This is a genomic window from Paenibacillus sp. FSL K6-2862, assembly GCF_038005125.1.
GTDB classification, from domain to species: Bacteria; Bacillota; Bacilli; order Paenibacillales; family Paenibacillaceae; genus Paenibacillus; species Paenibacillus illinoisensis_A.
Genome location: NZ_JBBOSN010000001.1, coordinates 4166817 through 4182950, shown reverse-complemented (window position 1 = coordinate 4182950; position 16134 = coordinate 4166817). Strand labels below are relative to the sequence as shown.

Genomic DNA, 16134 nt, shown 5'->3' with positions numbered 1-16134 from the left:
TATTGGAGCATCTGATAGAATACATTAATAATCAGGAGAGATCAGCCCGATAAAATAGAGGTGATGGCGAATGAACGGACGGGTCATGGCTGCAGGAGGGCAACCGGGAGGCAGACCATCCAGACAAATTAATGTTGTATTGCGTAACCAAGAGCCTCAGATGTTGGCGAAGGAAGATGAGACACCACTTCAGGCAGTAAAGGGATTAGCTAAGCACAGCCATTTTCAAGAGATTCAAGGTGAGCTCGAGCAGTTGGTTGGGCTGGAAACTATCAAGGATCTCGTATTTGAAATCTATGCATTTTTGCAAATCGCCCAGATGCGTTCTGAGGCAGGTCTGCTCAGTGGAGCACATGTGTATCATATGATTTTCAAAGGAAACCCAGGGACCGGAAAAACAACGGTTGCGCGGATTGTGGCAAAGCTGTTCCAAAAGATGGGCGTGCTCAGCAAAGGGCACCTTATTGAGGTGGAGCGGGCCGATCTGGTCGGAGAGTACATTGGACATACGGCGCAGAAAACGCGTGATCTGGTGAAGAAGGCACTTGGAGGCATCTTGTTTATCGACGAGGCATACAGTTTGGCTCGCGGTGGTGAGAAGGATTTTGGCAAGGAAGCTATTGATACACTTGTAAAATCCATGGAAGATCACAAAAATCAATTCATTTTGATTCTGGCAGGGTATTCTGAAGAAATTGATTTCTTTCTGCAGACCAATCCGGGATTACCATCCCGATTTCCTATCCAGGTTGAATTTCCGGATTACAGCATAGATCAGTTGATACAGATTTCAGAGATTATGGCGAAAGAGCGAGATTATATTTTAATGCCACAGACCATCCTGAAGTTGAAGCAGCATTTACTGCAGGAAAAAAATGAGTCTCTGCATGCCTTCAGCAATGCTAGGTACGTTCGAAATGCAATTGAGCGGTCCATACGTCATCAGGCGGTTCGATTGCTGGAACAATATACCCAAGGCAGTCCGGGAAAATTGGAACTGATGACGATTCGAACAGAGGATTTGAAGTTTGAGCGAAAGTAAGCGATAATGGCTTTTTGGAGCAGCCGGCCGGGTTAACCGGTTCGGCTTAAAGTACGCTATGAGGGAACAATAACCGTAATAGATGAAGCTGAGTTTGATAAGGAGGACACATTGAATATGACAGTTACCCATGATACAGATCAGGTTAAGAAAGACCGCGCCGTTTTAGTTAGTTTGATTACAGATGAAGTAAAGCGATCAGGCATTAATCCGGAGTACTCTTTGGAGGAATTGGTGAAGCTTGCAGAGACTGCAGGTGTTGAGGTGCTGAGTGTATTGTCCCAGAACCGTGAGACCCGGGATACGAAGTGGTTTATCGGAAAAGGTAAGGTGGAGGAGCTTCGTGCGATCGCAGAGGAATTGGGCGCGACCACAGCGATATTTGATCAAGAGCTGTCTGGAGCTCAGGTTCGTAACCTGGAAGAGGCACTGGATCTCAAAATTATCGACCGTACCCAGTTGATTTTGGATATTTTCGCTCAACGTGCAAATACAAGAGAAGGTATCATTCAGGTCGAATTGGCCCAACTTAGCTATCTGCTTCCACGATTATCGGGGCATGGCAAAAACCTTTCACGGCTTGGAGGGGGAATCGGGACACGTGGACCGGGGGAAAGCAAGCTGGAGACGGATCGCCGTCATATCCGGGGTCGCATTGATGATCTGAAACGGCATCTGGAAGAGGTTACACGCCACCGTAAACTTCATCGCGAGCGTCGCAAAAAGACAGGCATTGTACAGGTTGCACTCGTAGGGTATACGAATGCAGGCAAATCCACATTGCTTAAACAATTAACTGCCGCTGATGTATATATTCAGGATCAGCTGTTTGCAACGTTGGATCCAACTTCACGTACGATGGAGCTTCCGAGCGGGAAAGAAATTGTACTTACGGATACAGTAGGATTTATCCAAAACCTCCCGCATGATCTGATTGCCGCTTTCCGTGCAACATTGGAGGAAGTGAACGAAGCCGATCTGATTTTGCATGTTGTGGATGCATCCTCTGCAATGAGGGAAGATCAGATGAGAACCGTGCATGAAATTCTCCAGCAGCTCGGATCTGGCGATAAGCCTCAATTGGTGCTCTATAACAAAAAAGATGCATGTACACCTGAGCAGCTGGAAATGCTTCCTTTGGACAAAGACCATATGAAGGTAAGTGCACTGGAAGAAGCTGACCTGCTGAAGATTCGGGAGCGAATTCAGGAAGAGCTGACGGGTGATACGAAGCGGTTCCGTATTCCTGCAGAGCGGGGAGATCTTACATCTGTTCTTTATAAGGTTGGAGATGTTGTTGAAACCACTTTTGAAGAAAACGATGTGATCTATCAAGTTGAGCTGCAAAAAGGGGAATATGAAAAATTCGGTTATTTACTTGAAGATTTCATTGAATTGTAATATACATGACATATTGGTATGGTAAGTTGACACGATAATCGATATTATGCGTTAGATTAGTGCAATGAAGGGGAATGAAGTAAGATGGCAAGCTTGGATACAAAGATTGTGGAGCTGCAACAACAAGTTGAGGCCCAGATTGAACAACAGATGAAAATGATTGACGGTATTACGGATTACAACCAATGGAAGGTCATTGATGCGTTTCAACGCAAACAAGTCAGTGATTATCATTTTGCCGGTTCAACGGGATATGCATACAACGATCGCGGCCGGGAAGTGCTGGATGAAGTATATGCGGACGTATTTGGCGCAGAGGCTGCGTTGGTTCGTCCCCATTTTGCCTCAGGTACACATACGATAGCTACCGCTCTCTTTGGCGTACTGCGCCCAGGTGACGAGTTGTTATACATCACAGGTAAACCCTATGATACATTGCACAAAGTCATTGGAAGTCCGGAAGATGGAACCGGATCGCTTCGGGACTTTGGTATTGGATACCGTGAAACCGCTTTGCTGGCAGATGGCAGTGTCGATTGGGACGCAGTTAAGGGGAATATTACTGCCTCAACCAAAGTCATTGGTATCCAACGTTCACGCGGCTATGACTGGCGTTCTTCCTTCTGTATTGATGAGATCGCAGATATGGTAAAACGGGTCAAGGCCATCAAAGAAGATGTGATCGTTTTCGTGGATAACTGTTATGGCGAATTTACGGAGAAACGCGAACCGACAGAGGTCGGGGTAGATCTGATGGCAGGTTCACTAATCAAAAACCCTGGCGGAGGCCTTGCTGAAACCGGGGGTTACATATGCGGGAAGGAAAAGTATGTTCAATTGGCAGCGTATCGTTTGACTGCACCTGGCATAGGTGGTGAGGTTGGTGCCATGTTGGGAACAACCCGGGGGATCTACCAGGGACTTTACATGGCGCCGACAATTGTGGGACAAGCCATCAAGGGCAGTACCTTTGCCGCTGCAATGTTTGCTGCTTCAGGATTTGTAACCAAACCTGCTTGGAATGAGACACGTACAGATTTGATCCAAGCTGTGCAGTTCTCCTCCGCGGAGCATCTGATCGCTTTTGTACAGGGAATTCAGCGGGCTGCTGCAGTGGATAGTCATGTCGTTCCAGAGCCATGGGACATGCCTGGTTATGAACATCCCGTCATTATGGCGGCAGGTACGTTTATACAGGGCGGAAGCCTGGAGTTGTCAGCGGATGCGCCTATTCGAGAGCCATATATCGGCTACATGCAGGGGGGGTTAACCTACTCTCATGTTAAATATGGCGTTTTGATGGCGCTCCAGACAATGAAAGATCGTAAATTATTGTGAGTTTATCTAACACATCATTGACACTTAGTAATAACTAAATGTACAATAGGGTGAAGAATAGATGACTGGAAGGTTGATGAACATGGGTGACGAAATTCGCAGAAATATGGCCTTATTCCCGATAGGTATTGTTATGAAACTTACGGATCTGTCCGCTCGTCAGATTCGATATTATGAGCAGCACAGCTTGATTGTACCGGCAAGAACGTCAGGTAACCAACGGTTGTTTTCCTTTAATGACGTAGAACGATTGCTGGAGATCAAGGCTTTGATCGAAAAAGGTGTTAATATTGCCGGCATCAAGCAGGTTATGAATCCGGTATCCAAGGAATCCGAAGAAGCGACAGTTATCACTGCTGATACAGAAGTGAAGCGCAGAGAGCTGTCGGATACACAGCTGCACCGTTTATTGAAGCAACAGCTGGTTTCGGGTAAGAGACCTGGACAAGTATCTCTCATTCAGGGAGAGCTTTCTCGATTTTTTAATAAAAAGTAAGTTCGCATAACTTGGCGAGTGAGGTGAAATCATGCAGTTGTGATGGCAGACTCCTTGACCCGTGGAACTTTCTAATGTACAAATATAACATGCAAGCCAAATAAGCAGAAAAGAAAGGGAGAGGTATCGTGAGTTATACAAAAGAAGACATTCTCCGCATCTCTAAAGAAGAAAACGTACGATTCGTTCGATTGCAATTTACCGACTTGCTTGGAGCTATCAAAAACGTTGAAATTCCTGTAAGCCAATTGACCAAGGCTTTGGATAACAAAATGATGTTTGATGGTTCTTCCATTGAAGGTTATGTGCGTATTGAAGAATCCGACATGTACCTCTATCCGGATCTCGATTCTTGGCTGATTTTCCCTTGGGTAGCTGAGAACCGTGTTGCTCGCCTAATCTGTGATGTTTATTTGCCGGATGGCAACCCATTCCCTGGAGATCCACGCGGCATCTTGAAACGTAACCTGAAGGAAGCCGAAGAAATGGGATTCACTTCCTTCAATGTCGGTCCTGAACCAGAGTTCTTCTTGTTCAAAACAGACGAAAAAGGAAACCCTACTAACGAACTGAATGACCAAGGTGGATATTTCGACCTTGCGCCTACGGATCTTGGTGAAAACTGTCGTCGTGACATCGTTATCACACTTGAAGAAATGGGCTTTGAGATTGAAGCTTCCCACCATGAGGTAGCTCCAGGTCAGCATGAGATCGACTTTAAATATGCTGATGCTCTAAAAGCAGCAGACCAGATCCAAACGTTCAAACTCGTTGTTAAAACGATTGCACGTCAGCATGGTCTACATGCTACCTTTATGCCGAAACCGCTGTTTGGTATGAACGGTTCCGGTATGCACTGTAACCAATCGTTGTTCCAAGGCAGTGCGAATGCATTCGTTGACGAGTCGGACGAGCTGGGTCTGAGCAAAACTGCACGTCACTTCATGGCTGGAACGCTGAAGCATGCCCGTGCGTTTGCAGCAATTACTAACCCAACTGTGAACTCATACAAACGTCTTGTACCAGGTTATGAAGCTCCTTGTTATGTAGCATGGTCCGCCAGTAACCGTAGCCCAATGATCCGTATTCCAGCTTCCCGTGGTCTGAGTACACGTGTTGAAGTTCGTAACCCGGATCCGGCTGCTAACCCTTACTTGGCTTTGGCTGTTTTATTGAAAGCAGGATTGGACGGAATCAAACGTGAGCTTTCCTTACCAGCTCCGATTGACCGTAACATCTACATTATGTCAGAAGAAGAGCGTGTGGAAGAAGGCATTCCAAGCTTGCCAGCTGACCTGAAAGAAGCTTTGAACGAATTGATCCGCAGTGAAGTCATCTGTGATGCACTTGGCGATCACGCCCTGGCTCACTTCTACGAGCTGAAAGAAATTGAGTGGGATATGTACCGTACACAAGTCCACCAATGGGAACGCGATCAATACATCACGCTGTACTAATATGGAAAGCCCTTGGCGCAATAGTGCCAAGGGTTTTTTTAATGAATTACATAATGGGACAGTGGTGATTAGGTTTCTAAGAAAATAGCAGTATTTAATAGTATACATATAATAGTAAGAGAGAAGATATATATTTTCCAGAGAACAGTCATTTTAATATGTTGATAATTTCATATAAACAAGATATAATTCAATTATATTTTTAGCAATTTAATTTTAAATCATTAATTGGAGATGTTAATATGGAACAAACGAAACAACTCGTTGCAAGTCAGCGGGCATTCTTTTATACAGGACAAACTAAAAATATTGAGTATCGGATTCATGCTCTTCAGCAATTAAGACAAGGAATAGAGAAATATCAGCAACGGATATTGGACGCACTGCATACAGATTTAAATAAATCAGAAACAGAGGCGTATAACTCTGAGATTCGCATCGTTTTGGGTGAGCTGGATTTTGCACTAGAACATCTTAAGGAATGGGCGGCTCCTCGAGCAGTGCCAACAAGTGCTGTTATACCTGATGGTACAAGCACGATCTATCCAGAACCTTACGGAGTTGCTCTCATTATTGCGCCATGGAACTATCCGTTCCAACTGGCATTTGGTCCTTTGATTGGTGCAATTGCAGCGGGTAACTCTGCTGTTATTAAGCCTTCTGAATTAACGCCGGCAGTGTCACGTCTGACGTATGACCTGATCACGGATATTTTCCCTGAGGAATATGTAGCTGTCATGGAAGGTGAAGTCGAAACGAGCACAGCCTTGTTGAAAGAGAAGTTTGATTATATTTTCTTCACAGGCAGCACGGGTGTTGGTCGCATCGTTATGAAAGCAGCAGCAGAGCATCTTACGCCGGTAACGCTTGAACTTGGTGGAAAAAGCCCTGTAATTGTTCATAAAGACGCAGATTTGAAGTTGGCAGCTCAGCGGATCGTTCGTGGTAAGTTCTTGAATGCGGGTCAGACCTGTGTTGCTCCGGATTACTTACTTGTACATCAGGACGTACACGATAAACTCCTTGAAGAGATTGGTGAGGAGATTCAAGATAAATTCGGTAAGGATGTCATGGGAAATCCTGATTTTCCGCATATCGTCAACACACGTAACTTTGATCGACTGTCTGTATTCTTAGAAGATGGTGATACTCTCATTGGTGGTCGCTCTGATCGGGATCAGCTGCTGATTGAACCTACCTTGGTAGGAAATGTGGACTGGGATTCACCTGTTATGCAAGAAGAGATATTCGGTCCCATTCTACCGGTAATGACTTACGATGATCTTAATCCTCTGCTCGCTGAGATTGTACGCCGTCCCAAACCGCTGGCGCTATACCTGTTCACGCAGCAAGAAGAGCTGCAGAATCAGGTCTTGGATCAAGTGTCTTTCGGTGGGGGATGCATTAATGATACGTTGTCTCATATGACTTCACATTATTTACCGTTTGGCGGTGTAGGAGAGAGTGGTATGGGGTCATATCATGGTCAGCAAAGTTTTGAAGTATTCTCTCATCACAAAAGCATTCTCAAAAGATAACAAATGGAATTAACGAAGTCGAAATTTAGCATATAAAAAGAGGTTGTCCTGTTAAACAGGGCAACCTCTTTTTGTCATTACAGTTCAGCTGACTTGCTGTTGGAAGAAAGACTAGTGAATATCACGGAAAAGGCCAATCACTTTACCCAAAATGCTAACATGTTTTAAACGAAGTGGTTCAAATGTTGCATTCTCAGGCTGAAGACGAATATGGTCTTTCTCTTTGTAGAATGTTTTAACTGTAGCTTCGTCATCTTCAGTCATCGCAACGACAATATCCCCGTTATCTGCTGTTTGCTGCTGGCGCACGATAACGTAGTCTCCATTGACGATCCCTGCTTCGATCATACTGTCACCAACAACAGAGAGCATAAATACTTTCTGTTCTCCAACATAATGTGTCGGTAGCGGGAAATAATCCTCAATGTTCTCTGTTGCGGTAATCGGAACCCCTGCAGTGACTTTACCTACGACAGGAATGCGAGCAACACTGTGTGCAAACTGATGGGAGTGTTCTGATTCCTCCTGGCTTAATAACTCAATGGCTCTCGGTTTAGTAGGGTCACGTCTAATGAGACCTTTCTTCTCCAAGCGGTCCAGATGTCCATGAACCGTAGAACTGGAAGCCAGTCCAACCGCTTCACCAATTTCACGTACGGAAGGAGGATATCCCTTCAACCGGACTTCATTGCGTATAAACTCCAGAATAGCTTGCTGCCTGCTGGATATCTTCGACATACCGTATCAACCCCATTTTAGTAACGTTTGGGAAAATTATAACATAGAACCTCCGTTCGTACAAACATAAGTTCTAAATAAAATCCGATAAAATCAATGTTTTTGAGTCTTTTATTCGTATAGTCCTTCAAATCTAACAATAGTAAATAAACGAGTTGGATTCATCTAGAGATTTACAGGAGATTTGGGGTTTGAAATAAAGCGAACAATTGTTCTAAAAATCTGTTGTACAAAACAAGTGTTCGTGTTATATTGATTTTAACAGATAGGAACAAACGTTTGGAGGACGATTAATATGAGATATTCCACTTATCAAAGTATTTATGAACCGATGAACTCGGAAGCGGTCAAGTCTAACATAGGTAACTTTAAACAATGGTTTGCAAAAGCCAAGATGCCAACATGGATGTTGAAATTGATTATGGCATCGTTAATCATATTCATTGGCTGCAGCACTGTATTGACTGTGTTTGCAGGAGACGAGAACAATGTTCTTCCTGGCAGCAAAATTGCGGTATCCCAGGGTGAAACATTGTGGAGCTTATCTTTGGAGCATAAACCGGAAAATATGGATACACGTGTATATATAGAAGCAATAAAGAAAGTAAATCAGCTTCAATCGACTTCAATTCAAGCTGGACAAGTCCTAATTTTGCCTCAGTTTACACCTTAAAATCATGATTCATTCGAGCGAGTAAGTAGCAGCCTTGACAAGCCGCCTCGATCATGTCAAAGTTAGTATGACTTTGTATTTTTGGAGGGGACAAGCTTGGATATAGATAGCCTGGTAGCACGCATCAATGAATTGGCTCGTAAACAAAAGTCCACTGGACTTTCAGAGGAAGAACTTGCCGAACGTGCTAAACTTAGAGAAATTTACTTAAACAACATCCGCAGCAACTTCAGACAGCAACTGGATTCTATTGAAATTGTTGATGATGAGAAGGATCAAGGCCACCAAGGCAAACTCAAACACTAAGGAAACCTAAAGATATCATTATGATATTTAGGTTTCTTCCTTTTATTTTGAGAATGCAAATTTATAGGGGGAATGTCGGTTTGCGAATTTTGTAAGCCGATACAAAGATGACATAAGGGGGATTCTCATGGCTCGTTCGTTCGAGAGAACGGTTCGGAAAAATTCAAAGCAGTTGAATCAGCAGCGCAAAAAAAATGGTCAACCGATTTCGGGTACGCCCGGTGAGGACATATTCAAAGGACGCAGTCTTCTGTTTCCTATTTTCCTCATTGGACTTGCGTTTTTGTATCTGTTTATGAGCACATTTCTTGTTAAAGCTCCGATGACAACATGGGACTGGGTTACGATGCTGTTGTATGTATTTTTGGCTGTGATTTTTATGCTTCGCCGTCCTTACATCAAAATCGGGAGCAACCGGATTATAACAACCAAAGGGAATCGGGAACGCTCCATTGGAGTAGATGACATCGTTAAGTTTAGATTCGAACAGGGAACGGTAGTTATCGAACATAACAGCCGTGGCAAAAGATGGGTGTTCACTAAACTGTTGAACCGCTATGACACAGATGCCATTTCTGAACGACTTCTGAAATTTGCCAAAGCACATCAGATTACTGTAGAAACAGACGAGAAAAAGTAATTATTCACAAAGGGGAAGATGATCGGAATGGCATTAAAAGCGATTTTGTTCGACCTGGATGATACTTTATTGTGGGATGAACGCAGTGTGCGGGAAGCATTCCACGAAACTTGCCTGCTTGCTTCACAAGAAACCGGCGTTGATGCTGGGGCATTGGAAGAAGCTGTTCGTAATGAAGCTCGTAGTCTATATGAATCCTATGAAACCTTTCCATTCACCAAAATGATTGGTATCAATCCGTTTGAAGGGCTATGGGCTAATTTTACAGGCGGTGACCAGCCGGAATTCCGTCAATTGGAGCAGCTTGCCCCTGTATATCGTAAGGAGTCCTGGCGTCGTGGCTTATTGAAGCTGGGAGTGGACCGTGAAGATTTGGCCGAACGTCTTGCCTCGCAATTTGGAGCAGAGCGAAGATCCAGACCTCATGTATATGAGGAAACAATGGACACATTGCGTCACTTGCAGGAAAAATTCAAACTGTTGCTTTTGACGAATGGTTGTCCTGCTCTGCAGCAAGAGAAGTTGGATGGTGTGCCTGAACTGGCTCCTTTCTTCGATGAGATCATCATCTCGGGTACTTTTGGAAAAGGAAAACCGGATCCGTCTATCTTTGAACATGCGCTTAGCAAACTTGGAGTAAAACCAGAAGAAGGCTTGATGGTTGGAGATAAACTCACGACGGATATCCGCGGAGCTTTGTCAGCAGGAATCCAGGCTGTCTGGATTAATCGGGAGAACAAAGTGAACTCGGAGTCGTATGTACCTGATCATGAGATTAAGCACTTATCAGAATTAGATCGTATTATTGCTAATTTCTGATTATTTCAGAATTGAACAATGGTGCATTTTAAAACATTGATAACCTCGGTGAATGATGCAAAATCATTCATGGGTTATCAATGTTTTTTGGTTTGGTTGAAACTTGTGTAGTGAAGAAATATCAAAAATAATAAAAAAAGGTATTGAAAAGTTGGGACTGCTGTTTTAGAATGTAACTAACATACTAGTATGACTAGTATGGGAATCATTTAAAAGCAGTACTCTTTTGGCATGTCCAGGTTATGGAATCAGAAGTTATTGCTTTATTATTTTTATGTATATTGTAAGCGCTTTACATAGTTTTGGGAAATATTAATTTCTGGAATACATCAGGTACTCATGAGATTGAGCAGTAAGATAACAATCAAAACCTAAGTATATCCATTAAACTACTTTAAATTGATATCGCTTACATTACCAAATATCTATTATGCAGTGGGGGTGAATTTCTGCAAGGTCTTCGATAGAAAGAAGTGAAGATGGGAGCTGTCATGAAGTACTTTTGATTTTATCAAGTTTATTTGATCGGAGTGAATCAGATATGAAGTCAGAAACTGCTAAAACCACGCTTACGATGACCTCATTACGCAAAGAAAGCAGGTTAAGAACGGCTGGAGCATTACTCCGCAAAGATTGGCAGCTGTATTCACTATTAATACTTCCAGTGATCTATTTGTTAATTTTTAAATACGGGCCCATGATTGGTAATGTAATTGCCTTTAGAAGATTTGTACCGGGAGGCAGCATTTTTGGTGAAACTTGGGTTGGATTAAGATATTTTCAGATGTTTGTTCAGGACCCCACGTTCTGGAAAGTATTTGGAAACACACTCATGCTGGGTGGGCTTGCATTACTCTTCACATTCCCGGTTCCCATTATCTTTGCTCTGCTTTTGAATGAAGTAAAAAGTAAACGCTTCAAGAAGTTCGTTCAGACTGCATCCTACCTGCCGCATTTCTTATCGATCGTTATCGTAGCCGGTATGATTTTGCAACTAACGGCAGTGAATGGATCCATTAATGGCTTGGTTGCATTCTTTACCGGAGACAACATTCCTTTTATGCAGCGCGCCGAATGGTTCAGAACGATCTATATCACCTCTGAAATTTGGCAAGGTATGGGCTGGGGAGCCATTTTGTATCTTGCCGCATTAACAACAATCGATGATTCTTTGTATGAAGCTGCACGGATTGATGGTGCGAATCGCTGGAAACAGACAATCCATGTAACCATACCAGGCATTTTGCCAACGATTGTTACATTGTTAATTCTGAATATGGGTAATTTTCTCGCTGTCGGATTTGAGAAAATTCTCCTCCTTTACAATCCGCTTATCTATGATACATCAGATGTGATTTCCACTTATCTGTATCGTGTAGGTTTGCAATCGAGCAACTTCAGTTACGCTACTGCGATTGGATTATTCGAATCACTCATCGGACTGATCTTGGTATTCTCGGTAAATGCAATCTCACGCAGACTAACACAACGAAGCTTGTGGTAAAGGAGGGGTAACATGCAGGAATCAAAATCATACAAAGTCTTCAAAGTATTTAACACCATCTTTTTGCTGCTGGTGGTATTCATCACTCTCTATCCGTTCCTGAATGTTGTAGCACAATCTTTCAGTAGCGAATCCTATATCAATTCAGGGAAAGTCAGCATCATCCCGCGCGGTTTTAATGTGGAAACCTACAAGACCATCTCGCGTGACAGCATGTTCTGGACGAATTATAAAAATACAGTGATCTACACTGTGGTAGGTACGTTGATATCCATGTTTATGACAACCATATTCGCGTATGCGATTTCTAAAAGGAGATTAATGGGGCGCAAGTTCTGGACAATGTTTGCCGTGTTCACCATGTTTTTCAGTGGCGGATTGATTCCAAACTATGTCCTGATTAATTCCCTTGGCATGAACAATACGATGTGGGCGTTAGTTGTACCTGGAGCCATCAGCATTTATAACATGTTAATTATGAAGTCATTTTTCGAAAACATGCCCGAGGAGCTTGAGGAAGCAGCAGCCATCGACGGTTTAAACACATATGGTATTTTACTTCGTATTATATTGCCGCTAAGTAAGGCAGTAATGGCTACTATGGTTCTGTTCTACGCTGTGGGACACTGGAACTCATGGTTCCCGGCATTCCTGTATCTTGACAAAAAGGAACTGTTCCCGGTGACCATTTATTTGCGCAATATGATTGCAGGTGCAACAGGAGGAGCTTCTGCTGGAGCGTCGGCTGATAATTTGACTCAAATCTCAGCCAATATCAAGTCGGTAACGATGGTACTTACGATTTTGCCTATTCTTACGATTTATCCGTTTGTGCAAAGATACTTTGTAACCGGTATCATGTTGGGATCTGTTAAGCAGTAATTCCAAGTGCATATAGCTAACATCTCTTAGACGCAAGGCCAATCTAAACCACATGCAGGGGGACAATGGAATGAAAAAGAGACCACGCAAGCTTGTAGGCAAGATGGTTTTGGCAACAATGATGAGTGTCGTTTTGGCAGCATGCAGCAGCGGAGCGGGAACCGAGAAGGCAGAACCTGAATCCAAAGGGGCTATGGAGTCCTACGGAGTGGGTGAAACGTTTAAAGCCTCAGAGCCATTCAACTTATCCATCCTTTATAGTGATCAGCCAGCATATCCATACAAAAAAGATTGGTTGCTTTTCCAAAAAATCACCGAGCTGACGGGTGTGACCTTGGATCCTACCATTGTACCGATGTCTGACTATCCGCAAAAAAGATCTCTTTTGATCAGTTCTGGAGATGCACCTCTCGTAATCCCTAAAACTTATCCGGGCGAAGAATCTGCCTTTGTATCATCTGGTGCCGTATTGCCCGTTAGTGACTATGTTGACTTGATGCCCAATTTCAAGGACAAAGTAGAGAAGTGGGGGCTTGAGGATGAACTGGAGGGTCTCCGTCAGGAAGACGGGAAGTATTATGTTCTCCCTGGTTTGCATGAAGAAGTGTGGCCAGACTATACACTGATTGTTAGAACGGATGTTTTCGAGGAAAACAATATTCCTATCCCAACGACATGGGATGAACTATATGATGCTGCCAAGAAGTTGAAAGAAATCTATCCGGATTCGATTCCGTTCTCGGACCGATTTGAATTTAACAGTACGTTAAATATTGCGGCTGCTGGTTTTGGAACCAAGGGCGGTTGGGGCTTCGGAAATGGTCTTACGTATAAGGAAGACAAGGATGAATTCGTATATACATCCACTACTCCTGAGTACAAAGAAATGCTGACCTACTTCAACAAAATGGTGTCAGAAGGATTGCTGGACAAGGAAAGTTTCACTCAAGATGATGATCAAGCGACACAAAAATTTGTCTCTGGCAAATCGTTTATCATTAATGGTAACTCTCAAACGTTAGTGCTGCATCGCAATGATATGAATAAAACGTTGGGTGCAGGAAAATTTTCCATTGCTAAAATTACGGTTCCAGGCGGTCCGAAAGGACAATTAATGTCTGGATCTAGACTTGAAAACGGTGTCATGATTTCCGGTAAAATTAAAGATAGTGAAAATTTCAAAGCAACAATGCAATTTATTGACTGGTTGTACTACAGTGATGAAGGCCAGGAATTCGCCAAATGGGGAGTTGAAGGAGAGACCTTCACGAAACAGGATGGGGTTCGCAAGCTTGCGGATGATGTGAACTATAATGGATTGAATCCTAAAGGCACAAAAGATCTGCGTATTGATTACGGTTTCTCTGGTGGTGTGTTTGCTTATGGTGGAACAACGGATCTGCTGCACTCCATGTTTAGTGAAGAAGAATTGAAATTCCAGCAGGACATGAAGGATACCAAGGAAGTTATTCCTGCTGAACCTCCAATCCCGTACTCAGATCTTGACCGTGAACAGGTGACATTGCTTAGTACTCCACTTAAGGACTATTCGGACCAAAATACCCTTAAATTTATTCTGGGTGAACGCAGTCTTGAGGAGTTCGATGCTTTCGTAAAAGAACTGGAAGGACAAGGGTTGTCTCAGTACTTGCAGATTTCCAACGATACGTACAAAAAGTATAAAGAGAACAAACAGTAGTAGCATGATAGACAACGTTTAAACGATTGCCGTTTCGCTGAGCTCATTTTAGTGAAACGGCAATTTATGCTAAGATGAATGAATACGGCTGAGAGGAAGAGGTTAAGGAATGTCACTTAATCAAAAGATTAGAGGTTCGACCCGCGCTTACTCATACGAGCTGATAAAGGAAAGAATTTTGCACCTTGAGCTTAAGCCTGGTACGAAGATTTCAGAGAAAGAAATAGCGGATGAACTTGAGGTTAGTAGAACGCCTGTTCGCGAAGCTTTCATGAAGCTTGCTGAAGAGGAACTTTTGGATATTATCCCGCAGAGTGGAACAATCGTTTCGCATATTAATCTGGAGCATGTGGAAGAAGGCAGATTTATGCGAGAAAAAATAGAAAAGGAAATTGTAGCGCTGGCATGTGCCTCATTTGCAGAAGAATTCAAATTCAGATTGGAAACCAATATCGCCATGCAGGAAGTGTGCATGGATAAGAATAACTTCTATCGACTGTTTGAACTGGATGAGGAGTTTCATCAGATCCTGTTTCAGGGAACTGGGAAAATGAGAACGTGGAAAATGCTTCAGCAGCTTAACATTCCGTTTAATCGTCTGCGTATCCTTCGCTTGTCAGAAGACATTAATTCCGAAATTATTATCTCCCAACACAAGGAAATCTACCAGCTCATCAAGGAGCGCCAAACAGAACAAGCGATGAAGGTGATGGAAGCTCACCTTAGACTTGTCGTCGTTGAACAGGAGACGGTTAAAGCAAAGTATCCACATTATTTTATATAATCCATCTAATGTTGTATAATGATCCAAACCGCAACAAACCCCTGTTCAAATGGACAGGGGTTTGTTGAATGAACGATATCCGTAATATGAGATTAGGCCTGTTTAATAAACGTAGGATCCGGGTACGGGTCAGCAACCCAGCCGTCTTTCTCAATAAAGAGACGAACAGCAATAATCTGTTTGTTCTCCATCAAAGTGAAGAAATGCGGCGTGTTTTCGGGTACGGAAATGACGTCTCCAGGAGACAATTCTACATTAAAGTAACCTACATCATCTGTGCCTTTGATAACAAAGATCCCTTTACCCGCGACAATGGCACGGATTTCATCTTCGGCATGTGTGTGGATTTCCTCGAACTTGGCCAATTTTTCTTCAATATCTGGCGTTTGTTCGGAGAGGGTGATGACATCCCAGATTTGATATCCGCGACGTGCAGCGAGGTCTTTGATTTCATAATCAAAGGTTTCTAAAACCTGGTTTTTCTGATCATCAGTCAATCCAAAGTTATTTTGCAATTCAGCACTTAATTTGGATGCGTCCCATTTTTCATAGAGTACTTCATATTTGTCCAAGAAATTTCGAACATTTTCGTCTCCAGTGATACGTTCGTTCGTATTTCTGATCACAATTTCAGCCATGTTCTTTCCCTCTTTTCCACTTGGTTTAATAGATATTATATCGGATGTCTACCTTTTTGTCGATTCGCAAATTCGACCTTGATCGCCTGAAACCCGCCATACAGCTGAATAAAACCGATCTTTCACAATAAGTAAGTTTCTGTTAAACTAAGATTTAACGTTTTGCGGGGGTGAAGTTA

At 43.0% G+C, this 16134-nt stretch carries 16 protein-coding genes; 14 read left to right on the top strand and 2 right to left on the bottom strand.

All coding sequences use genetic code 11. From position 1 onward, the window contains the following. Positions 1-70: 70 nt before the first annotated feature. The 6 genes from MHB82_RS18720 (at position 71) to MHB82_RS18695 (ending at position 7272) form a co-directional block, all read left to right on the top strand. Positions 71-1042 (top strand): AAA family ATPase, encoded by a 972-nt coding sequence (locus MHB82_RS18720; protein WP_341175573.1) that lies wholly within the window; start codon positions 71-73, stop codon positions 1040-1042. A 117-nt stretch (positions 1043-1159) separates the two neighbouring features. Further along, complete coding sequence (gene hflX / locus MHB82_RS18715; RefSeq protein WP_095286434.1) at positions 1160-2443, top strand: GTPase HflX; 1284 nt, start codon at positions 1160-1162, stop codon at positions 2441-2443. An 84-nt stretch (positions 2444-2527) separates the two neighbouring features. Next, positions 2528-3781 (top strand): methionine gamma-lyase family protein, encoded by a 1254-nt coding sequence (locus MHB82_RS18710; protein ID WP_095357362.1) that lies wholly within the window; start codon positions 2528-2530, stop codon positions 3779-3781. Between the two features lie 82 nt (positions 3782-3863). Further along, positions 3864-4277, top strand: a complete 414-nt coding sequence (locus MHB82_RS18705) for a MerR family transcriptional regulator (RefSeq protein ID WP_095286436.1) — start codon at positions 3864-3866, stop codon at positions 4275-4277. A 128-nt stretch (positions 4278-4405) separates the two neighbouring features. Beyond that, positions 4406-5734 carry a type I glutamate--ammonia ligase gene (gene glnA, locus MHB82_RS18700; protein ID WP_095286437.1) on the top strand — a complete coding sequence of 443 codons (1329 nt, stop codon included), beginning with the start codon at positions 4406-4408 and terminating at the stop codon, positions 5732-5734. A gap of 242 nt (positions 5735-5976) precedes the next feature. Then, complete coding sequence (locus tag MHB82_RS18695) at positions 5977-7272, top strand: aldehyde dehydrogenase (RefSeq protein ID WP_341175572.1); 1296 nt, start codon at positions 5977-5979, stop codon at positions 7270-7272. Between the two features lie 111 nt (positions 7273-7383). On the opposite strand, the gene lexA is transcribed toward MHB82_RS18695, so the two are convergent. After that, complete coding sequence (gene lexA, locus MHB82_RS18690; protein ID WP_056689962.1) at positions 7384-8010, bottom strand: transcriptional repressor LexA; 627 nt, start codon at positions 8008-8010, stop codon at positions 7384-7386. 295 nt (positions 8011-8305) lie between these two features. Between lexA and MHB82_RS18685 the strand changes: the two genes are divergently transcribed. The 8 genes from MHB82_RS18685 (at position 8306) to MHB82_RS18650 (ending at position 15317) form a co-directional block, all read left to right on the top strand. Then, a complete protein-coding gene (locus tag MHB82_RS18685) occupies positions 8306-8683 on the top strand; it encodes a LysM peptidoglycan-binding domain-containing protein (protein ID WP_341175571.1) in 378 nt (125 codons plus the stop codon). 96 nt (positions 8684-8779) lie between these two features. Next, entirely contained in the window at positions 8780-8989 is a 210-nt protein-coding gene (locus MHB82_RS18680) for a DUF896 domain-containing protein (protein ID WP_095357365.1), read from the top strand. Between the two features lie 127 nt (positions 8990-9116). Next, positions 9117-9629 carry a hypothetical protein gene (locus tag MHB82_RS18675; protein ID WP_095286441.1) on the top strand — a complete coding sequence of 171 codons (513 nt, stop codon included), beginning with the start codon at positions 9117-9119 and terminating at the stop codon, positions 9627-9629. 27 nt (positions 9630-9656) lie between these two features. Then, on the top strand, positions 9657-10448 hold the full coding sequence (locus MHB82_RS18670; RefSeq protein ID WP_341175570.1) for an HAD family hydrolase: 792 nt from the start codon (positions 9657-9659) through the stop codon (positions 10446-10448). Positions 10449-11022: 574 nt separating this feature from the next. After that, positions 11023-11952, top strand: a complete 930-nt coding sequence (locus MHB82_RS18665; protein ID WP_445671265.1) for an ABC transporter permease — start codon at positions 11023-11025, stop codon at positions 11950-11952. A 12-nt stretch (positions 11953-11964) separates the two neighbouring features. Continuing rightward, positions 11965-12834: a carbohydrate ABC transporter permease gene (locus MHB82_RS18660; protein WP_095357368.1), complete on the top strand. Its 870-nt coding sequence runs from the start codon at positions 11965-11967 to the stop codon at positions 12832-12834. Between the two features lie 70 nt (positions 12835-12904). After that, positions 12905-14533, top strand: a complete 1629-nt coding sequence (locus tag MHB82_RS18655; protein WP_341175568.1) for an ABC transporter substrate-binding protein — start codon at positions 12905-12907, stop codon at positions 14531-14533. 109 nt (positions 14534-14642) lie between these two features. Continuing rightward, positions 14643-15317: a GntR family transcriptional regulator gene (locus MHB82_RS18650; RefSeq protein ID WP_095286446.1), complete on the top strand. Its 675-nt coding sequence runs from the start codon at positions 14643-14645 to the stop codon at positions 15315-15317. 92 nt (positions 15318-15409) lie between these two features. Here the strand turns inward: MHB82_RS18650 and MHB82_RS18645 are convergent, their stop codons facing one another. After that, a complete protein-coding gene (locus MHB82_RS18645; protein WP_095286447.1) occupies positions 15410-15955 on the bottom strand; it encodes a cupin domain-containing protein in 546 nt (181 codons plus the stop codon). Between the last annotated feature and the right edge of the window lie 179 nt (positions 15956-16134).